This is a genomic window from Methanosarcina sp. 1.H.T.1A.1 (assembly GCF_000979295.1).
Classification (GTDB): domain Archaea; phylum Halobacteriota; class Methanosarcinia; order Methanosarcinales; family Methanosarcinaceae; genus Methanosarcina.
On record NZ_JJQY01000043.1, the window covers coordinates 6,254 to 32,308 of the forward strand.

Annotated in this window: 18 protein-coding genes; 7 read left to right on the forward strand and 11 right to left on the reverse strand. The window is 44.9% G+C overall.

What is annotated here, in order from left to right:
• Positions 1-55 precede the first annotated feature (55 nt).
• A complete protein-coding gene (locus tag EO95_RS04435; RefSeq protein WP_200894998.1) occupies positions 56-1,549 on the forward strand; it encodes a hypothetical protein in 1,494 nt (497 codons plus the stop codon).
• 209 nt (positions 1,550-1,758) lie between these two features.
• Here EO95_RS04435 and EO95_RS04440 read toward each other — a convergent pair whose 3' ends face one another.
• From EO95_RS04440 to EO95_RS04455, 4 genes are all read right to left on the reverse strand, one after another.
• Positions 1,759-2,781: a phosphatase PAP2 family protein gene (locus EO95_RS04440; protein WP_048132555.1), complete on the reverse strand. Its 1,023-nt coding sequence runs from the start codon at positions 2,779-2,781 to the stop codon at positions 1,759-1,761.
• Positions 2,782-3,004: 223 nt separating this feature from the next.
• Entirely contained in the window at positions 3,005-4,603 is a 1,599-nt protein-coding gene (locus tag EO95_RS04445; RefSeq protein WP_048132556.1) for a methylamine methyltransferase corrinoid protein reductive activase, read from the reverse strand.
• 98 nt (positions 4,604-4,701) lie between these two features.
• On the reverse strand, positions 4,702-5,529 hold the full coding sequence (locus EO95_RS04450; protein WP_048132558.1) for a methylthiol--CoM methyltransferase: 828 nt from the start codon (positions 5,527-5,529) through the stop codon (positions 4,702-4,704).
• Entirely contained in the window at positions 5,526-6,629 is a 1,104-nt protein-coding gene (locus EO95_RS04455) for an MtaA/CmuA family methyltransferase (RefSeq protein WP_048132559.1), read from the reverse strand. Before EO95_RS04455 ends, EO95_RS04450 begins: the two co-directional genes overlap by 4 nt.
• A gap of 604 nt (positions 6,630-7,233) precedes the next feature.
• On the opposite strand from EO95_RS04455, the gene EO95_RS04460 reads away from it, so the two are divergent.
• The 3 genes from EO95_RS04460 (at position 7,234) to EO95_RS04470 (ending at position 10,320) form a co-directional block, all read left to right on the forward strand.
• On the forward strand, positions 7,234-7,686 hold the full coding sequence (locus EO95_RS04460) for a hypothetical protein (protein ID WP_048132560.1): 453 nt from the start codon (positions 7,234-7,236) through the stop codon (positions 7,684-7,686).
• A 243-nt stretch (positions 7,687-7,929) separates the two neighbouring features.
• Entirely contained in the window at positions 7,930-8,799 is an 870-nt protein-coding gene (locus EO95_RS04465) for a dienelactone hydrolase family protein (RefSeq protein WP_048132561.1), read from the forward strand.
• A 345-nt stretch (positions 8,800-9,144) separates the two neighbouring features.
• On the forward strand, positions 9,145-10,320 hold the full coding sequence (locus EO95_RS04470) for a metal-dependent hydrolase (RefSeq protein ID WP_048132562.1): 1,176 nt from the start codon (positions 9,145-9,147) through the stop codon (positions 10,318-10,320).
• Between the two features lie 233 nt (positions 10,321-10,553).
• On the opposite strand, the gene EO95_RS04475 is transcribed toward EO95_RS04470, so the two are convergent.
• The gene (locus EO95_RS04475; protein ID WP_048132563.1) at positions 10,554-11,165 is read right to left on the reverse strand and encodes a superoxide dismutase; all 612 of its coding nucleotides are present in this window, start codon (positions 11,163-11,165) and stop codon (positions 10,554-10,556) included.
• A gap of 397 nt (positions 11,166-11,562) precedes the next feature.
• Between EO95_RS04475 and EO95_RS04480 the strand changes: the two genes are divergently transcribed.
• From EO95_RS04480 to EO95_RS18720, 3 genes are read left to right on the forward strand one after another with little or no spacing between them, the layout of a single operon-like run.
• Entirely contained in the window at positions 11,563-12,618 is a 1,056-nt protein-coding gene (locus EO95_RS04480) for a metal-dependent hydrolase (protein ID WP_048132564.1), read from the forward strand.
• Positions 12,611-12,868, forward strand: a complete 258-nt coding sequence (locus EO95_RS04485; protein ID WP_048132565.1) for a hypothetical protein — start codon at positions 12,611-12,613, stop codon at positions 12,866-12,868. The genes EO95_RS04480 and EO95_RS04485 overlap by 8 nt, the downstream gene beginning before the upstream one ends.
• A gap of 15 nt (positions 12,869-12,883) precedes the next feature.
• A complete protein-coding gene (locus tag EO95_RS18720; protein ID WP_048132566.1) occupies positions 12,884-13,402 on the forward strand; it encodes a YIP1 family protein in 519 nt (172 codons plus the stop codon).
• Positions 13,403-14,088: 686 nt separating this feature from the next.
• On the opposite strand, the gene gyrA is transcribed toward EO95_RS18720, so the two are convergent.
• The 6 genes from gyrA to EO95_RS04530 all read right to left on the reverse strand — a co-directional run bounded on the left by gyrA (position 14,089) and on the right by EO95_RS04530 (position 25,498).
• Positions 14,089-16,911 (reverse strand): DNA gyrase subunit A, encoded by a 2,823-nt coding sequence (gene gyrA / locus EO95_RS04495; RefSeq protein ID WP_048132567.1) that lies wholly within the window; start codon positions 16,909-16,911, stop codon positions 14,089-14,091.
• A gap of 11 nt (positions 16,912-16,922) precedes the next feature.
• Positions 16,923-18,827: a DNA topoisomerase (ATP-hydrolyzing) subunit B gene (gene gyrB, locus EO95_RS04500; RefSeq protein WP_048132568.1), complete on the reverse strand. Its 1,905-nt coding sequence runs from the start codon at positions 18,825-18,827 to the stop codon at positions 16,923-16,925.
• 1,025 nt (positions 18,828-19,852) lie between these two features.
• Positions 19,853-20,962: a DNA topoisomerase IV subunit A gene (locus EO95_RS04505; protein ID WP_048132569.1), complete on the reverse strand. Its 1,110-nt coding sequence runs from the start codon at positions 20,960-20,962 to the stop codon at positions 19,853-19,855.
• 1 nt (position 20,963) lies between these two features.
• Positions 20,964-22,829 (reverse strand): DNA topoisomerase VI subunit B, encoded by a 1,866-nt coding sequence (locus EO95_RS04510; protein WP_048132570.1) that lies wholly within the window; start codon positions 22,827-22,829, stop codon positions 20,964-20,966.
• A 326-nt stretch (positions 22,830-23,155) separates the two neighbouring features.
• Positions 23,156-23,368 carry an Lrp/AsnC ligand binding domain-containing protein gene (locus EO95_RS04515; RefSeq protein ID WP_082105926.1) on the reverse strand — a complete coding sequence of 71 codons (213 nt, stop codon included), beginning with the start codon at positions 23,366-23,368 and terminating at the stop codon, positions 23,156-23,158.
• 1,320 nt (positions 23,369-24,688) lie between these two features.
• Positions 24,689-25,498, reverse strand: a complete 810-nt coding sequence (locus EO95_RS04530) for a hypothetical protein (protein ID WP_048132575.1) — start codon at positions 25,496-25,498, stop codon at positions 24,689-24,691.
• Positions 25,499-26,055: the final 557 nt, after the last annotated feature.

Consider the following 26,055-nt stretch of genomic DNA (forward strand, 5'->3'; position numbering starts at 1 on the left):
CTACACCTCTCTATTCGTCGGCAGCGTCAGATGTGTATAAGAGACAGGTCCTGGAATGATGCATGGTTACGGTTTTGCGCAGTATGACAGCAGGTTTGATGGTTTTGGGTCAATGACCTTTGAAGAAGTATCAGACACCTTCGGGGTCCAGGTTGAAGATGCGATCTCTGACCTTGAGCTTCCGGAAGATATGGACACGCAGCTTACGGTTCTGGAGATTGAAGAGCGGTACGGGGTCTCAGGGCAGGAAATTGCCAGTTACATGGTAATGAATATGCAGCAGCTGAATACGACTCTTAACCCGAGGGAAAGGCTTTTGATGCGCCAGCAGGCCACTCAGGCAATGCGAGCCGGTAGAGGCAGTGGGATGTATTTCATGCAGCAGGGAAATTGTGCCTGTGGAAACTTTACCACATTCAACTTCAACGAAAGCGGGATAATAGAAAACTTCGCTGTAGGAGGAAACCTTCTCTTTGATTCGGTTGAGATTTCGGATTTTGAGTACCTTGACGAACAGATTACGGAAACAACAGCTTTTTACCAGGGCGTTGACAGCCAGATCCTGATTCAAGATTCTCCCATGGGGATTTTCCAGGTCAGGGCTTTTGCAAATAAAACCGTTACTTACAACCTTGCAGATGGAGTAAAAGCAAGCCTGGAAAAGAATCTCTCCAGCGGGCTTGAGAATGCAGTCCCCATAAAAATTACCGCAAACAATTTCGAGGGATATCTGGTGTTTTTCAGGAATCCCCTTCCCGAAAATCCCGAGGGCCCTATTAACGGGACTGAAGCAGAAATTTCGGGCGATAAAATCACAGTCAATCTTGTAGAATATAGTGTGGTAATGTTCAGGGCAAGTCCGATGCAGCCTTCATTGATGCAAACAGGATACAGGTACGGTGGTAATTATACCTATATGCATCAGGTGTTTAACAGGGAAATAGCAACCGGAAGATTCGGAGCTGAGATAGCTTTCCGTGCAGGTTCGGATAAGGTTTCAGTCACAAATTATGCCCCTGTTAGCCTGAAAGTAAGGGAAATGGATCGAGATCGCATTGTACTTGGCGTTGAATCAGACCTGCCAGATGGAAGAGTCATCAATATAAACGTAGACAATGAGACCATTAACCTCACCAATCCCGATCGTCTGAGAATCAGATATGACGGTGCAATAATTGAAGAAGCTGACAGCATTGACGAACTCTTTGCAGATGGAAACAGACCTCTTTGCTACAGGCTATACGAAAACGGGACAGCTTCAATTGCAGTATATATCCCGCAGTTTTCGGAACATGAGATTATAATAGACCTTGTGCCTGAAGGTGAGGAAGGTGCAGTAAATGTTTCCAAAACTGGAGAAATGGCTTCGGATGAAGCTGAATCAATCGGAGCCGACGAAGGAATAAATAAAAATGAAGAAAAGGTTCCGGAAACTGGAGTGCCTAAAGCTCAGAACGAAAAAGGTGATATAGAATCTTCTCCGGCTTTTGAATTCGGGTTTGCAGTTTCAGGCCTGGCAGCGGCATATGGACTGAGGTACAGGAAATAAACCTCTGCCTCAATGCCTGTATCAGGTGAAATCAGAATTATGAAAGGGCCGGTCAAATCCCGGTCCTTAAAACAGAATTTAAACAAGACTTAAAATCAGGTTCAGCTAACTCAGATTTAGATCTTTTCTATTTCAGCTAACTCATGTTTAGATCTTTTCTATTTCAGCTAACTCAGATTTAGATCTTTTCTATTTCAGAGAACCCATGTTTAGATCTTTTCTATATCTCTTCCGTACAGCCCAAGCTTTGCACAGATATATACGGAAATCCAGATTGTGGATGCAGGAATGAAGGTTTTCAGGAATTCAAGAACCGTGAAACCGAAGTAACCTGCCACCCCGATTACATCAAATCCGACAGCAAGGGCAAGGCTGGATACCCCGAACATTATAAGCGCGATAAATACCCTGGCAGCTCGCTGCCCTGTATCTCCGTCATCTTCCGGGAGCCCTTTTCGTATCACCATGATATATGCCGTATTCGTGCCGAGGAGAAATCCTGCCACATCGGCACTTATCAGGGATGAGGCTGTGAGGAGGAGAGGAACAACAAACATAAAGGAGTAAAATAAGAGATTTTTCTGCCTGAAAACAAGCTCAAAGCTCTCCTTTTTGAAAAGCTCATCTTTCAACGGGCTTTTAAGGAGGCGCGTAAAGACAATCAGGATAATTAAACCCAGGGTCGCTCCTCCCAGTACATCTCCCAAAAAATGCCTTCCCAGGTACATTCTTGAAAAAGCTATCAATAAAATCGCTGCCGGAGCCAGGTTTTTTATTACCCTGGTTTCGAAGACCCGGGCAGTTCCTCCCCATAAAGCAATTGCTGTCGAGACATGCCCTGAAGGAAATCCGAACATGGAATGGGGAATTGTGCCCTGAAATCTGAATGCATCAAGCGCCTCTCTGCCCGGAAGCCCGAAAAACCTGTCCGCCCCCTCCCCGGAAAATGGAGACGTATTCGGAAACCCTTTTTCAAGGTTCAGGACCCTGGAATCCACAAAGTCGGGCCTTGGGAGGACAAAAATTACCTTAAGAACTTCCGTGACTGCACCGGTCCAGAGCAGCAGCTGGAACAGAAGAAAACCTTTCTTGAAATCAACCCCGAAAGTGGTGATGATTATTATGCTGGCAAAAAAGGCGGCAGACCCCATTGAAGTTATCAAAACCATGAGGAAAGTAAACCATTCGGTTCCAAGGGATTGGAGGTAAAGTATAGGTTCTGTCTGGAACAAGGGGAAACTCCTGATTTAATGTTTACCGGAAGACATATATCCAGCCCTATTCAGAAAGCCGGGGAACTGTAAAAAGTTTATGTTGAGTTTGGTAATTGTTGAGTTCGTCAACTATGCTTATTCTGGAGATTTATGTTAAGTTTGGTATTCGGTGAAGTTATATTTCTGAGTTTGTAATTATTTTGAGCTGAAATACCTATCCCGGGTCGGCATCATATTACTATTACGGCTCTGCGGACCCCGGGAGCTCCAGCTTAAAATCATTGATCGAAAAATTCTTTTCAGGGCACCTTTCCTGGCATCTCCTGCAGGCAGTGCCAAGGCATCTCGCAGTATTGATCCTGAAACTTTCGTTTTTCCTTGAGAGGGCTTCTTCCGGGCACCCCTTCACGCAAGTATCACAGCCGCTGCACCGGATCGTGGCAATTAAACCGCATTTTGGCTCCATGATCTCCAGGCTTTTTCCAAGTTCCCGGATATCCCTTTCGTATTTTCTTTCAATAATACATTCCTGCAGTTTTTTCGGGATTGGCCGGATTCCTGACCTTTCAAGGTTTGTGTTGTATTTTTCAAGAGGCATCCCTTCATTCCAGAGGGCTATCTCCTGGATGTAGATGGTTGCAAAGGTCGGGGAGGAGGCAAACATGATGTGGTTTGCGAGGACCGATTTCTTCATTTCATTGAGGCAGGAGAGGTAGTCGGGATCAAGGGCCAGGTCCTTTGCAAGTTCCAGGGAGGTGTTTCCGCACTGGACAATCCGTTTCGGGGTTGCAGGCACAATTCCCGTGACCTGTGCCTTATGAGGGTCAACGTAGGTCCCGCTGGCTCCGCACATGTACATTGTTTCCAGGTCTTCGTATGTTATTCCTGCTTCGTGCATCAGGGTCAGGTGGCCTGCTCTCAGGGCTCCGAAGGCTTTTCCGGCTTCAATCACATCCTCCTCCGTAAACATGATCCCCTTTCCCACCCGGATTCTGCCGCCTTCGATATGAGGAGGCTTTATTATGCCGGTGACAAGGCCTGCGTACATAAGAGCGATCACACCTGTGCCGGTGATCCCCTTTACAGGGTATCCCGAGGTTTTGAAGGTCCCTTCGCGCAGGTTGATTTTAGGTCCTTCCACAAGCCTGAGCTTTTCATCAAGGGCAAGGGTCTGCCAGCCCCCTGCGGAAAGCCGCATATCGGCAATTGCTCCGGGGGTTGCCAGCATACCTTTGCTTATCTGCTGTCCTTCCATGGCCGGGCCCGCAGCCGCCGACCCTGTAAAGATCTTATCGTCCACTTTCAGGGCCATCTCGGCATTGGTCCCGTAATCCGTAACCATGCAGGTTTCGGAGGAATCCAGAAACCCCGTCTTTATCATCATGGCAAGGGCATCGGCTCCGATTTCATGCCTTATCGAAGGCGGGATAATCACATCAACATCTATGGAAAGCCCTATTTCATTTCCTGAAACGATATGTCCGTCCCTTTCCGGAGACTTTACGTGCATTTTTTCAAGGGCGTTTTTTCCCGCAAATGCAAGGTCCCGGATTTCGATTCCTTCTAACAGCGACAGCTGGATCGGATTTCCACAAACGGCTATGCGCTTGAGGTTTCCGGGTTTAAGGCTTTTTATCAGGGAGTTTACGGCTGAAACGAGAATTTCATGGGCTGTGTCCTGCCCGTAACTGATCGCAAAGTCCATATGGTCAACAACATTTGCACCCGGAAGAGGGTTTCTGGATAAAATTGCAGTCCTCAGGACGGAATGGTCCGTAAGGTCCAGGAGCTGCGCTCTGATTCCGCTGGTGCCTATATCGATATTTATAGCCTGATCCATGTTTTATCCCAGGGTTTTGTAAAGGAGGTAAAGATTGGAAAAAAGAATAAAGTAAAAAAGAAAAAAGGAAAAAATAAAACTGGAAAGTTAAAGTAAAATCAGTGAAGGTCCTTGCGGACTTCTTCCCAGCTTTTTCCTGCACAGATCTGTTTTGCGATTTTTACCGCGTCAAGCGGAGTTTTTCCATATACTGAGTTGCCAAAGGTCTCGACGAAGTGACTGTCCACAGCAGCTCCGCCGCAGGCGACAGGGACGCCTTCGGATTCCAGGGCTTCTGCGAGGGCTTTAAGGCCTCCTTTGGTCGTGCTCATGAGGGTTGTTCCGGTAACAAGGTCGGCTTTTTCCGCCTTTACGGCTTCGACGACTGCTTCCACCGTTATGTCTCTTCCGAGGTCGATGACGTCAAACCCGTTCGCCCTCAGAATGGCTGCCACTATATTCTTGCCTATGTCATGCAGGTCTCCCACAATAACAAGGGATACCACCTTCCCCTGGGAGGGGATGTCTCCGATCTTTTCCTGACAGAGTTCCACACCTCCGAGGAGTGCTTCATTTGCCAGCAGGATTTCCGGGACATAGCTTTCTCCTATGTCGTAAAGCTCACACACGGTCTGGATGCCGTGCATAAGGGCATTTAAGACCAGGTCTGTCGGATCTCTTCCTTTTTCAAGGAGGCCAGCTGTGAGTTTTGCAGCTTCTGCCCTGTTTCCTGCGATCACCGCATCTGCCACGGCTGCATATTCGGGGTCCTTTGGCCGGTTCTTTTCCTTTATCTGGTCGGCGGTGGTCACTTCTTTGTTCCCGTCTCCGAGGTCTACCCCGAGGCCGATCATGATCCCTTCATCAATGAGTTTTTTAAACTTCGCAGGCTCTTTTTCTTTAAGCTCGAAGATCTTCTGGACTGCGAGGTCGATATGCCTGATCATTCCTGCACTCCTCCGAGGACGTTTTCTTTCATGTTCCTTCCGATACCGACTCCTATCTGCCTTACGAGGTCTTCCACATCATCGTATTTCGGGATCGGAGTCTCCTTGCAGGCCCTGACATAGGCCCTGAGGTTTTCAAGGGAAGTCCCGAATGAGACGTCACATGCCGTCCCGACAATATCGGTTCCCTGCAGGATACATTCCCTGGTCCTGTTGTAGACCTGTTCCGGGGTGCCGTTTGGCATCAGGTCGATAACGTCCAGGCTTCCGAGGATAGACATCTCGTTGCCCATTACCTGTCGGCAGTACCAGACTGGCACGGCATCAAAGGAGAAGCAGTCGATTCCACTCTGCTTTATGTAAGGCAGGAGTTTGCTGGTATCTCCGCAGATGTGCAGGATCTGGGGGCAGCTGATCTCCCTTGCCATCCTTTTGTGGGCAGGGAGCACGAATTCTTTGTAAGTTTCCCCAGAAATAAGGTCTCCTGAAGCCGATGGGTCGGCAGGGAAAAGGATATGTGCCCCGTAAGCGGTCTGCAGCCTTCCGTAGGCTATTACGAAGTCCGTGGCAGCCTCAATGAAAGCATGGGCTTTTTCCGGATCGGTCTTTGTCCACCTTACCAGGTTTTCAACGCCTGCTATGTGGCCGGCTACCGTAAAGGGGGCTGTAAGTACGGGGATGATAGGGAGCATGCCTTCGTAGCGCTTCCTCAGTTCGTCGATTGCTCCGAGCACGACCGGAATTCTTCCGGTTTCTTCCAGGTTGTCGGGCCAGGTTATGTCGGCAGGGTCCGTATAAGCAGGGCCGGTTACGGGAGGCCTGTCCGGCTTGTCCCAGTCAAGTTTGCATCCAAGAACTTCTGCTTCCAGGGAAATGTCAAATTGAGGGCGTGCAGCCTCAATGCCGCAGACTTCATATGGGGCGGCTGCAAGGTCTGCCATCATTTTACTGTCAAAGTGGGCTTTTGGCCAGGAAGCATTGCAGATCTGCATCAGTTCTGCCGTGGTCTGAGCCAGGGGATTTGCAGGAGGTACGTAGTCAACCCTACCTCCAAGCACTGCTGCCAGAGCTCTTCGGGTTGGAGTCATTTCGCTTACCATGTTCTATGTCTCCTTTTCCATTTTTAAATATAATTTAATCGTTATGTCCCACAACCAGAGTGTCAACTAATGCTTTTTTCTTTTAATGAATGCGTTTTTTTGAATGGCACCCATAAGGTTAAGGAGTAGTGACCTGCTGTCAGGTAGGAGCTTGAAATGTTCCGTTTTTACGATTCCTTTTGCCAGTTCCTTTTCCGTATCCCGGAAAAGCATACAAAAATTCATTCTGGTTTTTGCAAAAGTTCGCAGTTCTTACGTTGACATTCATTAATATGCACATTTGAATACTTAACTGGATACAGTTAGCATAATAAGGAAAAATTTATATACTTCTAAAATTTATGTCGACACTTGGTATTTTTAAATTGTCTATTTATTCATTGGCAGGCTTCAAGTACCCCATTCCAGGTTCATTCTCATTATTCTATATCCACTCTCATTAATCGTCCTTATCCAGTATTACTCGTTTTTTTGTATGTGATATTTATTAAATTATGAAAAAAATATTTATTGTTGTGACAGCAATTATATGATTGTTTATCATTATTGGAATCCGGAATTTCATTGAAGTGCAATTCATTCCACAAGAACCGAGGTCAATTGCTTGAAGCTGAACCAGATAGACGACACCCGAAAGAAAAGAGCAGTCATCATTTTCCTTGCCGCTATTCTTTTCATCTCAATTAAGGGGTTTTTGTCTCCTGTGGTAGGTGTTGGTTTTGTCCTTCAAAAAGAAGTGGTCGGAGTTGAAGGGGAAGAAAGGACTATCATCTTCCAGAGCGGCCCTGAAGGGGTCTCGGTTCAGGATGCAGCCTGCGGACAGCTGCTTTCTGAAGGCTCCGAAAACCTCCAGATCAACGAGTCCGTGGAAGCCGAACTTAAAACCATGTATCCGGAAATCGAGTACATTGTCCGAATGCGGCTCTGTGTTGAAGACGAAGTCCGGGAATACAGAGCAAGCAGGGAGGACTTCAACAGGCTGGATATAGGCAGGGTGGCCAAGTTCAGGGTTTATCGCTCCGAAAGGGACGTTATTGAGAAGATCGTTGAAATGTAAGCTCTGCAGCCGGAGCCTGCTGTCAAAGTATCTTTTAGATTTGTTTCCCTGTACTTTTCTGTTCTTTTCCCGTTTTTTCTTTTCTGATTCTCTTCCGGTTCTTTTTCGTTTTTCTCTTTCACGGAAAATTTTGCTCCTTCTGTTTTATATCCCGTGACATATAATTTTCCTATTCGGTATATCCCGGAAATTCAATATCCCGGCATATGATATTTCCGGTATATGAAATCTTGAGGGGGTTAAATGAATTTCATGAAAACACTATTCTTGTTTTTGCTTGTAGCATGTCTGCTCGGCGTTTCAGGCTGCACGGATTCGGAGGATTCCGGACCTGACGTCCCTGAACCGGATTCTCCTGAACCCGATCCCGATGTCCCAACTGTTCCCAAAGCTTCCGGGAGCGCTTCAACTGACACCCGAAATGAAACCGTTAACATCACAAGTGAGGGGCAGACCTATCCTGCTTATACTGCTGTTCCGGCGGCAGAGGGTAAATACCCGGCTGTGGTGCTGATCCATTCCTTTAATGGCTTTGAGCCCGGATACCAGGAGATTGTGGACAGGATGGCAGCAGACGGGTTTGTAGTGGTCGCTCCGCAGTGGCAGACCTATGCTCGCTCTCCTCCTGATTCAGAGGTTGAAGCCCTTGTCAGAAATAGCGTAAATTACCTTGAGGGCAGGGACGATGTTGATCCGGAAAAACTGGGCCTTACCGGCTTTTGTGCGGGCGGCAGGTATACCATGCTTTTCCTGCCCCGGATCGAAGAGTTCAATTCAGGGGTTGCCTGGTATGGTTTTCCTTACTCCGGCGGGACTGAGACCCGGCCGGAAGCACCTGCAAACCTGACAGCCCAGCTTGAAGCTCCTATCCTTGTCATCCACGGGACTCGCGACCAGGCAAGCAATGTCTCGGATATCTATCGGTACGCCGGAGAGCTGGATGCAGCGGACAAATACTTCGAACTGAAGGTTTACCAGGGTGAACCTCACGGCTTCATGATCGAAGACGGAGAACTTTCTGAAAGCTTCGTTGCACAGGACGCATATGAGGAGATGACAGATTTCTTTAACAGGACGCTGAATTACGGGACAATGGAAAATTCATCTCAGTAACCTGAGAGCAGTAACCTGAGAGGAAATTATCAATCTCATCAACTCATTTTATTTTTATAAAAATACTAATTAATAATTCATTCAATTTTTTTGTATTCCTTAATCATCAGGATAAGCAGCATAAATACGATCTGAATTCTGTTTTGTCTTTTTTTTAGGTGTATATATTAATTATCCATCTATTTATATAATAGAATGAGAATATACGGGGTGAAGGCACCATATCGCTAGAATTTCTCTGGCTGGAGTTCTTTCCGATCATGGTTTCCATAACATCATTCATTAAAAATACACCGTTAATAAACACACTATTAATGGTACAGAATAGAAATTCATGGTAGATTTATGGTAAATACAATTTCTCACATTGGAATCGGTTTGCTTCTTGCCTACGCTCTGGGTTTAAAAGGGAGGAAGAGGCTTGGTCTGGTTCTCCTTTCTATAATCCCTGACCTGGACTACTTCAGCTATTCGCTCTTTACGCTCATCAGCGGAAGCGTAAGTCACGAGGCGCGAAACCAGCTTTTCTATTTGCTGGGACACAGGGAGTTTACGCATTCGGTTTTTTTCGCTTTTATTATCGCACTTCTTATCTGGCTTAAAACTAAAGACAGGGCTTTTACATTTGGAGGGTTTCAGGCGGTTTTCCTGCACATCCTCCTGGATTACACTACGATCGCAAAAATGCGCCCCTTCTATCCGTTCAGCACAAACGAGTCCGCCCTTAGAGCCATTTATCCCTTCGACCCCGTGATAAATATCCTTCCTCTGCTGCCTGTCTTCATCGTAGCTGCGGAATATATGAAAAACAGGGGCAAATGGAGTCTTGAAATCAAAGATAGATGGAAAATCAAAAGCACGGGGAGATGGCCTTTCGAAGGCAAGGACAGCTGGAGCATTAAAAACAGAGACATATTGAATAGAAAATTAAGCGGGCTGAAAAAATTAAATGGGCTAAAAGGGTTCCATGGTTTTGTAAACCGGAATGAAGGCAAATTCTATGCCTCTTTTATTATAATCCTCCTTGTCTGGACCACAGTGTTCCCTGTTGCAAAAGTCTTCCTGACAGACCGCATCTCCAGAGCAGAAGGGACCGAGATCAGTTACAACGACACCTACCCGATATCGATCGGCAAATTCCTGGCAGCATATTCGTATGATGATACCCGGTATAAACTTCTTGAAGTCAGCTACTGGTCAGGAGTTGAAAAAAGCTTTTACGTCGAGAAGGTTAACGTGAAGGGGGATGTCCCGGACGCCTCCGCCTATGCCGAAAGAGCCGGGAAGCTCTACAGTAATTCAGTGCCTCAGGCGATCGACTATCCGGTTTATTCGATTTCCGAAAAAGATGGGGCTGTAACCGTAATTTTGAGCGATGCCAGAAACCCGTATGTTAAAAAATGGCCTTATTTTGATACGGTTTACAGGTTTGTTTTTGACAGGGAAAGCGGAGAATACGAGGTATATGAGAGCCACTACGGGAGAACTGAAAAAAAGCTTGAAAATAACTATTTCGAGTGATTCCAGGGACGAGATTCCTGGGAATTAAATTTCAGGTAAAAAGATTCCAGAAATAAGACCAGGGGAAGCGAAAACCGTTTCAAGAAAAATGGTGTCATTTCCGATTACTTCTCATCCAAAAAAGTGTAATCGGAAAACATAACTATGCTTAAACAACATAATTATACTGAATTATGCTGAATTATGCTGAAAAATAATTTTTCGATTATTATGTCGAAAAATATCTTTCCGATTTATTTCTGAACCTTTTTAAAGTACTTGTCGAGTTCTTCCCAATCGATTATATTCCAGAATCCTTCTATGAATTTGCCCCTATCATTCTTGTAATCAATGTAGTAGGCATGTTCCCAGACATCCAGGTCCATAATGATCGGGAAATCAGGCACAAGATTTACATTATGCTTTTCTATCTGCATGATCCCAAGCCTTTTGGTGTCATTGCAGAAAGTTAAGGCTGCCCAGCCGGAACCTTCGACACTCGATGCGACCTGGGAAAATTCTTTTTTAAACCTTTCAAAATTTCCGAAATCTTCCTTAATCGCATCAGCTAATTCGCCGACAGGCTCTTTGCTTGCGTTGCTTGCAGGAGTCATCTCCCACCAGAAGTAACCGTGAAGGACGTGCCCGCCCAGATTGAAAGACAGGGCTTTTGCAGTAGTCTTATAATCAAAATCCGTGCCTTCCTTCCTGGCTTTGTCCATCATTTCCAGAAGGGCGTTAGTGTTGTTTACATAACCCTGATGGTGTTTGTCGTGGTGTATGCGCAGTTGTTCTTCGGAAATATAAGGTGCCAGGTCTGCATAACCATATTTCAATGGTGGTAATTTGTACAATTCTTTAGCCATATTATTCTACCCTCTTCACAATCAATTGGTTTCGCAAAATTTGTTCCGGAATCTGAATAGAATCTATACTTTCCAGTCAGGGTATTCCATTACAAATCCTGCCTGCTAACCAATTTTCCCCTTAACTATGTTAACAGAAATTTGTTTTTCAAATAAATCCGTCTCAAACTACTCTGTTGTATTATGTCTTCAAATACATATTAAATCGCCATATGGCAATTTAAATGCAGAACCATATGGCAATTTTAAATGCAGAATATAGTTATACATCGCATCTATTATAAAGATAAAAGATGCAAACTATGAGATATTTTTGTAGAAATTTATTCCGGATATTCAACAAGATATTTGTGCTTTATCAAAAGTAAAAACGAAAATCAATTCCGGGACAAAACAAATGGTAAACACAGTCTCTCATCTTGGAATCGGCCTTCTGATCGCTCTGGCTCTCGGCTTCAAAGGAAAAAAGCGAGGCACTCTGGCATTTCTGGCAATCCTGCCGGATCTGGATATCATCCCATACATCCTGTTTGCCCTCGTCAGCGATAGCGTAAGCCATGAGGCTCGAAACCAGCTTTTTTATCTGCTGGGCCACAGGGAGTTCATGCATTCCATCCTTTTCATCCTGATTGTCACGCTTTTTATCTGGCTGAAAACAAAAGACCGCCGGTTTACAGCCGCCGGGTTTGCAGCCATTTTTCTCCACAGCTACCTTGATTATGCCACCAGCTGGAAAATGCGCCCCTTTTACCCTTTCAGCACCGAGACGTCCATCATGGGAGCAGTTTACTTCTTCGACCCCCTGGCAAACCTCCTTCCTCTGCTGCCCCTCTTTGTCTTATTTGTCGGGTATATAAAAAGAAAGGGCAGATGGAACGGAAAGTTCAACAGCTTCTGTACCTTTTTCACCGAAAACCGGAGCAAATTCTATAGAACCCTTCTGGTTGTGCTTCTGGTCTGGCTTACAGTGCTGCCGGTGGCAAAAATATTCCTTGTGAATTATATTTCCGACGCCGAGGGGACAAAAATCAGCTATCAGGAAACTTACCCTTCCTCGCCCGGAAAGTTCCTTACCGCATATTCCTATAACTCCACCCACTACAAGATTATGGAAGTCAGCTACTGGGCAGGAACCGAAAGAGGCGATTATATCGAAAAAATTAACGTGACCGGCGACGTCCCCGACGCCTCCGCCTACGCCGAAAGAGCCGGAAAACTTTACAGCACAGCCGTTCCTCAGGAAATCGATTATCCTGTCTACAGCGTCTCGGAGGAAAACGGCTCGGTAACTGTCATGCTGAGCGATGCGAGAAACCCGTATGTCGAATACTGGGCTTATTTCAAAACAGTTTACAGGTTCGTTTTCGATACGGAGAGCGGGGAGTATGAGGCTTATGCAAGCATGCAGGGGGAAGGGGAGGAAGATAAATTGGGGGATAACTGGTTTGGGTAAGATCACGATATTCGATGTTATTCCAGATCTTGATTTAGTTTTGGAATCTTTTCTTTTTTCTTTTTTCGCACTTCACCGCCTGCTCCGCAGGCGTATGGCTGCCCTGTTTTTAAGAATCATTGAAACTCAAACCGGCCTGAATTACGAAAAATCTGTAACATTCTACCCTCAGGTACCACGTTATAGAAGATATTTCAAAAATAGTTTGTTTTCTGGAAAACTTTATCTAGTGCACCAACATTTAAAATAATGTGGTGGTGTTGTTGTGAATTATTTTACGGTATTTACGGATGTATTGCTGAAACCTTCAGAGTTTTTCAAAAAAATGCCTCGTGAGGATAATTTACTCCATTCTTTGATTTTCAGCGTAATGTTTCTGTTACTTACTGTGTTAACTGGGCATTTTTTTAATAGTATCTATCTAAATAAATATTTTGAAGTTCCCGGCCCTGTCCTTATCACCGAATTTTTGCAAATTTTCTTATTTTATATATTTGTCTCAATAGGATTTATTTTGTCTTTTAAACTTCTGGGAGGCAAAGAAAATTATAGGGATACTTTTAAAATAATTGCTTACTCATACGCTGCATTACCTTTCCAATTTATTCCCTTTTTTCTGATGGGGCCAATAGCCAGTATTTACTGGGTACATATTTGCACTCGAGGCGGCCAGTTTGTTCATAACATAGGCTATTGGAAGTCGTGCCTTATTGTATTGATAGGATCATTCATCCTGCCTCTGCTGCTTCTCTGCATAATAATTTACATTGTATCCGCTCTGTAAAACCGGAAATGTCATGCAATTTGTCACTCCTGCGGAAGCTGTATGATTTTTCTCATAAATTACTGGCCAGAGGGAAATGACCAGAATTCAGATGTCCATTTTTAAACTTTACATTGCTATTTTACATCTATTTATAAACCATTGTAAAATGTCAGCGAAAGCCTATATCTATTCAAAAAAGCGGGTTTAGAGGGTTAGTTACTGAAAATCATAAGCAGAAGAATAGCTTTCAAATACACTCCCCCTTTATATAACCACAGAGTAATCATAAACAATTTCTGCTAAAAAAAGAAATATATTCTATAGTAAAGATAATTGAAAATTGTATCAACGGATTAGTATTAAGAAGAATATATTCTAGGTATCTTATATAATTAGGAGTAATTATATAATTCTAATCATTGACTTTTGAGATCTTGACACCGGGCATCTCAAAATGAAATGAGCAATACTTGAAGAAATACAGGTCGTGGGAGTAGGATTGAAAATCATAGGCAACGGCAGACGTGCCTGTTTTGCAGAATTTGATCAATAACTACCTCATTACCACAAAGAAAGACTCCAAAGATAAACAAGCCTCCCTCCCCTCCTGAACGAAAGTCCGCCGCCGGAAACAAATCCCCAAAAATCTTCATTCCGGCAGCAGTTTGAGTGAAGGATTATTTTCCTTCACCCATATTTCATTTTTAGTTTTCTTCTTTCTCTTCTACCTCGTCTTCTTCAACTTCCTCTTTTTCTTCAACGTCTTCGACGTCTTCAAGTTCTTCAAAGTCTTCGAGTTCTTCGACGTCTTCGCCTTCGTCCTCTGAATCTTCTGCCGGCTCGCCTGCTTGTTCTGCTTTTCTGGCTCTGAGGTTTGTCAGTTTCAGCTGTCTTTCGTCTTCGTCTTCGGCTTTGATCCTGGCCATCCCTACGACTTTGTCCCCTGGCTTTATGTTCATTATTCTTACGCCCTGGGTGTTTCTGCCCTGGACAGAGATGCCTTTTGCCGGGATGCGGATGATGATGCCTTCTGCGCTCGTGAACATCAGTTCATCATCTTCAGCTACGGATTCGACGTTGGAGACCGGGCCGTTCCTGAGGTTTGTGACGATTGTAATCACACCTTTTCCACCGCGGCGGTGCGCGGGGTACTGGGAGTATTCCGTCCTTTTCCCAAAGCCTTTTTCGGTTACTGTCAGGAGGGTTGTGGTCTCGTCAACCAGGTCCATGCTGACTACTTCGTCGTCAGGACCGTCAAGGGTCATGCCGCGGACTCCTCTTGCAGTTCTGCCCATCGGGCGGACGTTTTCCTCGGAGAAGCGGATGGCTTTGCCTTTCTTCGAGACCATCACAATTTCCTGCTTTCCTTCCGTAAGGAGGACTTTCACAAGCTCGTCACCTTCGTCCAGGCTGACTGCGATGATACCGGCTTTCCGGGGGTTCCTGAACTCAGAGAGCGGGGTCTTCTTGATCGTGCCTGCCCTTGTTGCCATAAGGAGGTATCTGTCTTCGGCAAACTCTTTTGCAGGGATCATTGCATTGACCATTTCGCCTTCCTGAAGCTCAAGAAGGTTTACTATGGCTTTGCCTCTCGACTGGCGGGAACCTTCGGGGATCTCGTAGACCTTCTGCCAGTAGAGCCTGCCACGGTTTGTAAAGAAGAGGATATAGTTGTGGGTTGAAGAAATGAAGAGGTTTTCCACAAAGTCTTCTTCCTTCGTTTCCATGCCGATAATCCCCCTGCCTCCACGGCGCTGCATGGTATAGGTGTCAAGAGGAATGCGCTTAATGTAGCCACTGCTTGTGATTGTGACCACAACATCTTCTTCCGGGATCAGGTCTTCATCAGTCACATCTTCTGTGTACTGCACAATCTTTGTCCTGCGGGCGTCCCCGTACTTTCCCCTGATCTCAAGGAGTTCAGTCCTGATAATCTCGTACTTGAGCTCATCGCTTTCCAGGATCTTCCTGAGTTCGGCGATCACTTTTACGAGGCTTTCCAGTTCCTCAAGGATTTTCTGGGTCTCAAGCCCTGTCAGGCGCTGCAGGCGCATATCCAGGATAGCCTTTGCCTGGACCTCATCAAGGGCAAAGTCATTTATTAAGCCCTGCTTCGCTTCATCGCCGTTTGCAGAGCCCTTAATCAGGGCAACCACTTCATCTATGTTGTCAAGGGCAATCCTTAACCCTTCAAGGAGATGGGCTCTTTCCTCGCTCTTCCTGAGGTCGTAAAGCGTCCGCTTCTGGATGATTTCCATCCTGTAGGTCAGGTAGATCTCCAGAAGTTGTTTCAGGTTTAGCTCTTTGGGCTTTCCGTCCACAAGGGCAAGGTTGATTACCCCAAAACTGGTCTCCATCTGGGTGTGCTTGTAGAGCTGGTTTAAGATAACATTGGCATTTGCGCCCCTTGAAAGCTCGACTACAACCCTTATTCCGTCCCTGTCAGACTCATCCCGCAGGTCGGAAATTCCGACAATTACCTTTTCCCTGGCAAGCTGGGCAATGTTTTCAATCAGCCTCGACTTGTTCACCTGGTAAGGGAGTTCGGTTACTATAATCTGCTGCCTGTCTTTTTTAAGCTCCTGAATTTCAGCAACTGCCCTGATCTTTATCGGCCCTCTTCCTGTTGTGAATGCAGACCTTATGCCTGCTGTCCCGAGGATATGCGCACCTGTAGGAAAGTCCGGACCCTTTACCACTGTCATCAGTTCCGAAACTGATGTTTCCGGGTTTTCAATAAGCATCAGGGTCCCGTCAATGACTTCTCTCAAGTTGTGGGGCGCCATGTTCGTTGCCATTCCGACGGCAATTCCGGTTGACCCGTTGATAAGGAGGTTTGGAAGCTTTGCAGGGAGGACTTCCGGCTCTTCCAGGGACCCGTCATAGTTAGGCCTGAAGGGCACTGTCTCTTTATCAATGTCAGCCAGCATCTCCTCTGCAATCCTGTCCATACGGACTTCGGTATATCGCATGGCTGCAGCCGAGTCTCCGTCAATGGATCCGAAGTTTCCCTGCCCGTCAATTAAAGGATAACGGAGTGAGAAAGTTTGCACCATCCGCACGATACTGTCATAAACGGCAGTGTCTCCATGCGGGTGGTACTTACCAAGTACGTCTCCCACAATACGCGCAGACTTTTTGTAAGACTTATCGTGGGTAATCCCTGCCTCTTTCATGGAAAAAAGAATCCTGCGGTGGACAGGCTTTAAGCCGTCACGGGCATCGGGGAGAGCCCTTCCGACGATTACGCTCATGGCATAGTTAATGTAGGAGCGTTTCATCTCGTCTTCGATAAGGATGGATGTGACTCCTGTCCGTTCGGGTTCTTCATCCGGCTCTTCGGGGGCAGGGTCGGCTCCGTTTTCCTGCTCTTCTAATCCGGGTTTTTCATCCGGTTCTCCGGATGTAAGGCTGGATACCTCTTCTTCTACTTCAGGGTCTTCATCCGTTCCTTCCGGAATAAGGCTTGTCTGGTAAGATTTTTTCAATTCTGCTTCTGATTTATTTTCGTCTTCACGTTCTGCCATTTTTCGCCACCTCAGATGTCCAGCTCCACAACTTCTTTTGCGTGCGTTTCGATGAAGTTCCTGCGCGGCTCAACCTCGTCTCCCATAAGGATACGGAAGATATCGTCAGCGCGGATTGCATCTTCCAGAGTGACCTGCAAAAGAGTCCGGCTCTCAGGGTTCATAGTGGTTTCCCAGAGCTGTTCGGGGTTCATTTCTCCAAGACCTTTGTAACGCTGGATGGCGAGTCCTTTTTCCCCGATTTCCTTTACCTTTTCGTCCAGCTCTTTGTCAGAATACACGTAGTAATCCGCCTTTCCTTTCTTTACACGGTAAAGAGGCGGCTGGGCGATGTACACATACCCAGCATCAATCAGGGGCCGCATATAGCGGAATAACATCGTAAGGAGAAGAGTTCTGATATGCGCTCCGTCTACATCGGCATCAGTCATGATAATGACCTTGTGGTAGCGGGCGTTTTCCAGGGAGAAATCCTCGCTGACCCCAGTCCCTATAGCTGTAACCAGAGAAACAATCTCGTTGTTTTTCAGAATCTTTGCAAGCCTTGATTTCTCTACGTTCAGGATCTTGCCCCTGAGAGGTAGAATTGCCTGGAAACCCCGGTCCCTACCCTGTTTAGCCGAACCACCTGCAGATTCCCCTTCCACGATATAAATCTCACAGGCTGCAGGGTTCTTCTCAGAGCAGTCTGCAAGCTTTCCGGGCAGGGTGCTAACCTCGAGTGCGCTCTTTCTGCGGGTGAGTTCCCTTGCTTTTTTTGCAGCTTCCCTGGCTCTCTGGGCAAGGAGGGCTTTTTCAAGGATGATGTTTGCAACCTTAGGGTTTTCCTCAAAATATTCCGCAAGCCCGTCTGTTACAAGGGAGTCAACTATCCCTTTGACGTCACTGTTTCCAAGCCTTGTCTTGGTCTGCCCCTCGAACTGGGGTTCCATAAGCTTGACGCTGATGATTGCGGTCAGTCCTTCCCTTACATCATCGCCTGTGAGCTTTGCGTCTTCTTTGGAGAGCTTGTTGGCTTTTATATAATCGTTTGCTACCCTTGTCAGGGCTGTCTTGAAACCGATTATATGAGTTCCGCCTTCATGGGTGTTGATATTGTTTGCAAAAGAGTACACGTTTTCAGTGTAGCTGTTCGTATATTGCATCGCAATTTCTACGACCATATCATCTCTTTGCCGTTCGAAATAGATCGGCTTTTCGTGGAGGGACTGCTTTTTCTTGTTCAGGTAATTCACGAATTCCACGATTCCCCCTTCATAAGCGAAAGTCTCTGCCTCCCCTTCCGGGCTTCTTAAATCCCTCAAGCTAATTGTTAGACCCCGATTAAGGAAAGCAAGTTCTCTTAACCTGTTTGAGAGAATATCATATTGGAAATCCGTGGTCTCAAAAATTTTTGAGTCTGGCTTAAAAGTGGTTTTTGTCCCCCGAATGTCTGAAGTCCCTATTTCCTGAACATCAGCCTCCGGCTTTCCACGTATATAACGCTGGAAATACTTCTTTCCATCTCTGCTCACTTCTACTTCCAGCAATTCCGAAAGGGCGTTTACAACAGAAACTCCTACTCCATGCAGTCCCCCGGAAACTTTGTAGGTATTCTTATCAAATTTTCCTCCGGCATGCAGAACGGTCATAACGACTTCAAGGGCCGATTTCTTGTGAAATGGATGGGGGTCGATGGGGATACCTCTTCCATTGTCCAGGACCGTCACGCTTCCGTCGGGATTGATCGTGACATCTACCCTGGTACAGAAACCTGCAAGGGCTTCATCAATACTGTTGTCTACAACTTCATAGACTAGGTGGTGGAGCCCACGGCCATCCGTGCTCCCTATGTACATGCTGGGACGTTTTCGGACAGCTTCCAGGCCTTCGAGTACCTGGATGTGCGAAGCGTCATAAACCTGTTTATCACTCATTTTGGTTTATTCTCCATAAAAATCTGGTAAAATTATTTATTTGAAATCTCATGACATGTTATACATTTTTTAAAACTCGCAGGGAAAAATCTGTTCAAAATAGAACCTTAGAAATCATGTCAATTCACTAAGCCTTCGCTTTTTATCGTGATATTTTTATATTTAATTTTTATGTTTCTACCATGAAACAAATTCAATATGCGCTCATACATTTTAAGTCTTTAGATCAGCCGCATATTTCACCTGATTTTTCTTTCCTGATTCCCTCTGAAGAGGGAATTTTTAGCATAATTTTACGTCCAGATATGCCCTTTTCAGACTAATTTTTTAATATGTCTTTGGTTTAAATAAATATTTGCTGTTCCACAGGGAAAAATTTACTTTTTCCGGGTAGTCAGGGCATAACTTGCGGCATTTCAAAAGTCTCGAAAAGTATTTTTGGAACAGAGGTCCGGTTCTTTTTTCCTGAACATATCAGGCACGTAAATGGCCTGTGATCCGGCAGAAACAATCCCTTGAATGCATACATTGGTATATATTAATTATTTTATGATGCAAACCACGGGTCTTCCACCGATAAGCGGTTGATACTTTGATCCTCGATTTTACCGTCGCCGCTCCGATTGTACTTTTATTTCCAGAAACCCACAGGTTCCGGCCAGCGCAAAGTGCGGGACAATGCAAACTGAAAGATGTCATTAAGGTATCCACGTTAATAATATCAACCGATTAACTTCGAACCACCACAATCAGCTACCGCTTTTTGAACAGCCGGCCTGCCGTATTTCTGCTGGAGTGTTTTTCAGGCGTGTTTTTCAGACTTCCGCTTTTATCCCTTGCCAGCAGTCTTTTCAAGATGAAATAAGCAGGATTCCCGTCACTTCAGTGGCGGGTAGTTGATATCATTCACAGTCTTAGCGATGATTCAGTTCTCTGTTATCAATCTCCGGCATCATTCAGTCTCCGGTGTTATTCAATCTCCGGTGTTATTCAGTCCTCTTTACTGCTATTCCACCCGATTTCTCTCAAGCCATGCCCAGTTCTTTCAGCCGGTTAGGAAGGTATACTTCGGTTACGAAATCCAGACCTTTTCCTGCGAAAGCCTGCTGTTCAGCCTTCTTGCCTATATCAAGCTGGAGCTTTATCTGCTCTTTCCAGTAATCAGACTCAAAGCGGGGGTCGGAAAGTTCACTCCGGAGCGCACTTATGTCCTGCTCGGTGAGCTTGTCAGTTGAAAGTTCATATTCCACGATATCCGAAGGCTGGAGCCCCAGGAATTTGGCTGCCGGGGTTGCCATGAATTCCGAAAGGTGAGCGCTTTTTATGGCTCCGTAGGCAACAGATGCGTAGATCCTGTAAGACCAGGGGTCACCGTCAGTAAAAACTGCTACAGGGATCCCCAGTTCCTCGTTCATGCGCTTGATCATCCGGCGGGTTGATCTTGCAGGCTGGCCCTTCAGGTGGACAAGAATTGCATTATAAGCCTCGTCAAACCCGTTTTCCATCAGCCGTGCATACATACCACCGGTCTCTATGGCTATAATCATGCTTGCGTCGTGATTCTTAAACTCGATATTTTCCACATTGAAAGGGATCTGATATCCTCCTTCCCCTACATCCTTCTGGCAGTGGATATTACGCACTCCGCGCTTTGTCTGTTCCGAGATCTCAATCGGCCCGAACATAGTAGCCCCGTCTTCTTCAGGGCGCATGTGGAAATACTCCCTCTGGAGACTGGTCAGGAGTTCCAGGTCTTCGATCAGGCGGTCGCTCTCAGCCTGTTCCTTGAACTTGGCAGCGTCCCAGCCCTCAGATATATAATAAAGTTCTCGAAGTGTTGAGCCGCGGTTCTGGGCAAGGTGCTCGTTTATGAGAAAATCTGTCGCATAAGTAGTTTTCAGGAGCTGGAATGCCCCTTTTACGGTCTTTGCGCTCCTTTCGCTTTCCCTGTCTCCGTAGACCCAGACTTCACTCTCGTCGGAATATTCTATGTTTGCCTTTGTCCGGCTTGGAAGGCTGACGTTTGGGATGACCTCATCTTCAAACTGGTTGTAGATCTTTTCTGCAAGCCCGAGCAGCCTTTCCTTTGCCAGGGCATCTCCCTGTCTTGTTTTGTCATTTGCTTCTCTTGCCATTTCAAACACCCTTAAAGGCTTTTGCCCCGGTTACCAGTTCTTCTTCAATCCCTTCTACAATCAGTTGAGGAAGCTTTCGGAGTTCTTCTTCGGTTGTAGACTCTATCCTGTAGCTGAGTACTTTTGAAGACCCTGCAGCTGCCGTAATCTCCCAGATATAATCGTAATCATTGCCCATGGTCACAACCTTTGGCTCCGGTTTTGCCCCGTTAATTCCGCAGGGAAGCATTTCATGTACCCTGAAAGAATAAGCTGAGGTCCCGAAATTCTTGACCTTTATAGCCACATCTGCAGTCCCGTCTCCGTTGTTTTTAACTTTCCTGTGCACAAGCAGGTTTCCCATGATTTTTGCAACAACGGGATTTATGTCAGGGACGTCCTTTTCCAGGATATTTGCAACTTTTGCTGCCATTTTCGGAAGCACCTTTGTAATGATAATTTCCTTTTCCCTGCGTTTCTTGAGGTTGCTCTGCTTGCTCAGGTAATGCTTGAGTTTTCTCGCAACCTCTTTGATTGCAAGGTCCACCTCTTCTTTGATTATAGGGATGTCTGCAATCGCATCCTTTGATTCGGAGGTAAAGGGCACGTTAATGGAAGCGACATGGATCAGGAGGAGGACCGGCCCGGTGGGAATCCCGCCTCCTGGCTGGTTTAAGCCGTACTGCTTCCACTTGATGTCTTCTACGGCATGTGTTGTCACACAGCCTCCCTGCTGGTAAAGCAGAGGCACACGGTTTGCAAACCGCATGATACTGATCTTATCTTCTTTCGGGAGATTTCCCCCATATGCAAGCCCGACTTCCACGACGAAGGGATTTCCCGAATATACAGCCGGTTTCCGCGTGCTTGTGGCAATGAAGTCAACGTTTGTTTCTTTCTCAAGCCCCCGATAGATCAGCTCTTCCCCTATTGGGGAAAGACAGTCCGTCGGAGGGGCCATGATCTTTACCTTCTCAAAAGCCTCGATTAGTTTTCTTGCTTCATGGCGGCCCAGAGCGTGGGGGTCGATTTCGGGGTCAAGTCCCGAAGCCTTGCAGATTTCCTCGGCAGTGAGCAGCCCGATTTTACAAAAAGAGTAGCGTAGGAAAGGGGCAAGCTTCTGGCGCTCCGTGTAATGAAGCATTTTCATAAGAGTGCCCAGTTCGATACCTTCGGGGTGGGGCAGAATTTCTTCTGCGGGGTCAGGTATTTTATCCGTAGCCCTTTCAAAGACCTCTTCGTTGCCGTCAGGGTCAATAAGAGTTATCCTTGCATGGGGATTTACAATTGCAGTGGCTTTAAGGTATTCATAAATGGACTGCCTTCTCCCTTTTACGTAAGCAGCCTTCATCTCCAGTTCAACCTGGGTCCCATGGGGGCGGAACCAGTCTCTTATCTCATCTATCAGGATATCAGGCTCATTAGTACTGGTATTGATCATGAGCTCGTAATAGTGGGCAGGAGCCGTTGAGCTGGTTTTGGAGAGGATTTTTGTGTGCCTGCCTGCAGTCATCTGGGCATAGAGCACGGCTGCCGAAATTCCTATTCCCTGCTGCCCCCTGCTCTGCTTCAGGGCATGGAACCTTGAACCGTAGAGAAGCTTTGCAAAAACTTTGGGGATCTGTTCTCTTATAATTCCCGGCCCGTTGTCTTCAATGATAACGGTTACATAGTCCTGGCCTGTCCTCTCAACCTGAACAAGGATATCCGGCAGGATACCGGCTTCCTCACAGGCATCAAGGGAGTTATCCACGGCTTCTTTTACGGTTGTAATAAGGCTTCGAGGTGCAGAATCAAAACCCAGAATTTGCCTGTTCTTTTCAAAAAATTCTGCTACACTTATGGATTTTTGTTTTTTGGCGAGTTCTTCTGCAATGGGGGTTTCCATGGACTTTTACCTCAGGCTGAAAAATTGATCTGATGCTTAAAATAAATCTGGTTTTTAAATCAAATCCGGTGTTTAAATCAAATCCGGTGCTAAAAGGATATTATGTTATTTTTATCCGGAGAGGTTTTAATACATTTTTCAAGATGAACTAAGCAGGATTTCCGTCACTTCCGTGACGGGTAGTTGACAGCAAGAGAATCTGTCATAAAGCAGGAGTTCTTACTTAATAAAAGTGCAAGGTAATAAATATTAGCGCCTGCAAAAAAAGATAACGACTCTTCAGGCTCGTTTCTGCCGGAGTCTCATGCTTTCAGGCGCCGGGTTACTCAGAGTTCCGCACCGACAATTGTCTGGGTTGCGGTTACGGTTTCGCTTTCCCTTATTCTGTCTACCACGGTATTGAGGATGCTCAGGTCCTTAACGTCTATAATCACGACAAAGTCGTACTCTCCGAAAACATGGTAGACGTCCTTGATTCCCTCTATGTTCTTTAATTCCCTGTATGCTGCCTTTTCATATCCTGGCAGCACGTTTATCATTGTAACTCCTATAACCAAAGTGTAAAACCCACCTTTTATAGTTTTTATTACAATTATTGCAATTAAATGTTTTGGCATCAAGGTTATTAAATTCGATTAAATGCATTCAAAAGATGTTGTCAAACATCTGATAGTATCTTTTGATTATATTTTGTATCTATCCAGCTACCTATATTTCTGATTTATTTTTCGTATAAACTCAAATTTACTTTTTTCATTATAGTTATTATAAAAATAGCCGGATTTTGGGAAGAGGTTTATGAAGCGTGAAGAGATTCTTACTCTATACCACTCGAACCCTGATTCTATTGCTTCATATATTGAGGATTTAGAACTCCGATATAAATCGTAGTTCTGTTGCAATCGTAGATCCTTTTTGTATATCGGCTGCCACTTGTGGTGGAATGTTGCATCCCAAATTTCATCAAAACCCGCGATAAGCTGTGGGTCGAACGAGTCCATGAGTTTAATACCGCTTAATGTTTCCATCATTTGTTATCGTCCTCACCAAATACACTATCATAGAAGTCAGCCATTGTAATCGGAGGCATGGGTACAGGTGGGCATAATGGCTGTTTACGCGATGGCTTGCGCGACGTTTGAATTTCCCCTCTGGTGAATTTGATTCCATTCGGTTCATCCACTATTATGAACTCGTCTCCCTTGCGCCAGCCTTTACTTCGAATTATCGCTGCCGGAATCACTAACCAGCAGCTTCCGTTTATAAGATTTTGTTGGAGTTTTGCCATATTTGACCCGATGTCCTTTCAACTATAATAGTTGATTGACTAATCAATCATTACCAAGCCAGAGTTTGTAATGGTCATTGGCTACGCCATAGAGCTGCTTCCAAACCCAAGGAAAAGCTATCCTGTACTATGTCAATTAAGTATCCGCTGACCGGATAATGATGTAAGTTACAAAAATACCCTCTCAGTCACGTACAGTTACGAAAAAGCAATTAGATACTTAAATCTACGATTACCCTATACGGGTTATGCAAAAATTGTAACTATATAGTGGATTTTATGAGTTAATTTGAGACTTTCTCTTTTAATTATTGTTTTTCTGAATATTCTTTAACAGCTACTGATAATATTACAAGTATCAACGTAAGATATAATAAATTTGAACTGTAGTTATCTTCAAACCATGAAAGGTACACATTATATAACGATATAAGTACGGCTATTAATGCTAATATACGCCATACCATATTAACTAACTTTCTTTTCATTGTAATCCCTTGAAATTCTTGGTTCTTTTAGTGATCTTTCATCAATCCAAAAAAAATAAAAAGGTAAATTATGTACTAATAATTTACGTATAATAATAGTAGTAATCTACTTCAGCAAAAATTTGCAGAGTAGGGGATGCATAGATATCAAGATATATGTCTTTTGGGTCTATATCCCAATACTCTGGTATTGCGTCTGCAATGGTATAAAGGACGGCAGTCAGAAGTGCAGCCTGTGTTAATCCGAAGTATGCCAATATCGCCGTTAGTGCTGCTGTGGTTACTAAAAGGTCAGCGTATTGAACATCATTAAAAACCAGAACATACCAAGATGGAGCAATTCTTGGTAGATCCACCTTTACCTTTGTTGATTTCGTAGACATTACTGAATCATTAGATTCTATGAAGTTTACTGACTGTGCCTCATAGGCATCGACTTGTTCTTTAGATACTTCGAATGTTTCTGTTTGAGAGCTTGTTTTTCCATTTACTGTCAGCATCTGCTCGGTTTGATATAAATAATTCTCCTCATCTTCACCAATTTTAGAAGTGTCAGTCACAAGTTTAAAATTATCTCCAGTGCACTCTGTGTGAATTGAAGAGTCTGGATAAATAATCCCTGAAACTGTTCCACTGGACTTCAGTTTTTTAATTTGTTTGTCTATCTCTTTTTCAACATCAAATTCGAAAGTACCGCTGAAATGAATTTGGTCTCCTACTTTTTCGTATTCTGTCAACTCTGTATCAAAATCATTAACGGTGATATGGTTTGACTCCAGTAATTGCTTATACCATTTAGTTTCAGCCTGTGCGCTCACAGCCGGTACAAAAGCAAGACTCACAAGAATCATTGCTGCAAATATTGCACCTATCCTAATTTTGGTTTTAGTCATTTGTCTTTCTCCTGTGAATTTTTACCCAGGAGGCAGGATCAGGCAAGCTTAAATACAGACAAAGCTAACATAATCACTGCCTTTTAGGGTGTATTTTATGGAGTTCGTATGAACCTGGAAAGTACTTTTGAACTCCATAAATTCCTCTTATCTAACTCCTTATAAGTTTTCTGACCATACCGTCTAACAGTCTACCTTCCATACTCATTTTGAGTCTGCAATTTTTCCCTGAACATTGATTGTTAAAGACCGTGGTCAGAAACTATATATCTAAGCATTCCTCCATTCGTATTCACACAATTATATAAAAATAAGAATAGCATGAAATGGATTCATTTTAAATTATATTTGTGAAAACCCCACAGACCCGTGGCAAGGAGATCGCACGAAGGCTTGTTGTTCTCTATCTCTGCTTTCCTCTACAAGCCTGTAAATCACTCCACCTTAGACAGTTTGCAGGCTTCGCACAAATTGACAAAAGAACAAGAAAAGTAAAATTTAGCGTTGTTTTTGAATTCAAAACATGGAATACCTGAAAAATAGAGTATATCAATTTC

Bases quoted from the DNA above. Each gene is read 5' to 3' on its own strand.
- EO95_RS04435 (WP_200894998.1), top strand. From the start codon at position 56: ATGATGCATGGTTACGGTTTTGCGCAGTATGACAGCAGGTTTGATGGT.
- EO95_RS04450 (WP_048132558.1), bottom strand. From the start codon at position 5,529: ATGATCAGGCATATCGACCTCGCAGTCCAGAAGATCTTCGAGCTTAAA.
- EO95_RS04470 (WP_048132562.1), top strand. From the start codon at position 9,145: ATGGTAAATACAATTTCTCACATTGGAATCGGTTTGCTTCTTGCCTAC.
- gyrB (WP_048132568.1), bottom strand. From the start codon at position 18,827: ATGAGTGATAAACAGGTTTATGACGCTTCGCACATCCAGGTACTCGAA.
- EO95_RS04445 (WP_048132556.1), bottom strand. From the start codon at position 4,603: ATGGATCAGGCTATAAATATCGATATAGGCACCAGCGGAATCAGAGCG.
- EO95_RS04530 (WP_048132575.1), bottom strand. From the start codon at position 25,498: ATGACTAAAACCAAAATTAGGATAGGTGCAATATTTGCAGCAATGATT.
- EO95_RS04455 (WP_048132559.1), bottom strand. From the start codon at position 6,629: ATGGTAAGCGAAATGACTCCAACCCGAAGAGCTCTGGCAGCAGTGCTT.
- EO95_RS04465 (WP_048132561.1), top strand. From the start codon at position 7,930: ATGAATTTCATGAAAACACTATTCTTGTTTTTGCTTGTAGCATGTCTG.
- EO95_RS04475 (WP_048132563.1), bottom strand. From the start codon at position 11,165: ATGGCTAAAGAATTGTACAAATTACCACCATTGAAATATGGTTATGCA.
- EO95_RS04480 (WP_048132564.1), top strand. From the start codon at position 11,563: ATGGTAAACACAGTCTCTCATCTTGGAATCGGCCTTCTGATCGCTCTG.
- EO95_RS04515 (WP_082105926.1), bottom strand. From the start codon at position 23,368: ATGATAAACGTGCTGCCAGGATATGAAAAGGCAGCATACAGGGAATTA.
- EO95_RS04510 (WP_048132570.1), bottom strand. From the start codon at position 22,829: ATGGAAACCCCCATTGCAGAAGAACTCGCCAAAAAACAAAAATCCATA.
- EO95_RS04505 (WP_048132569.1), bottom strand. From the start codon at position 20,962: ATGGCAAGAGAAGCAAATGACAAAACAAGACAGGGAGATGCCCTGGCA.
- gyrA (WP_048132567.1), bottom strand. From the start codon at position 16,911: ATGGCAGAACGTGAAGACGAAAATAAATCAGAAGCAGAATTGAAAAAA.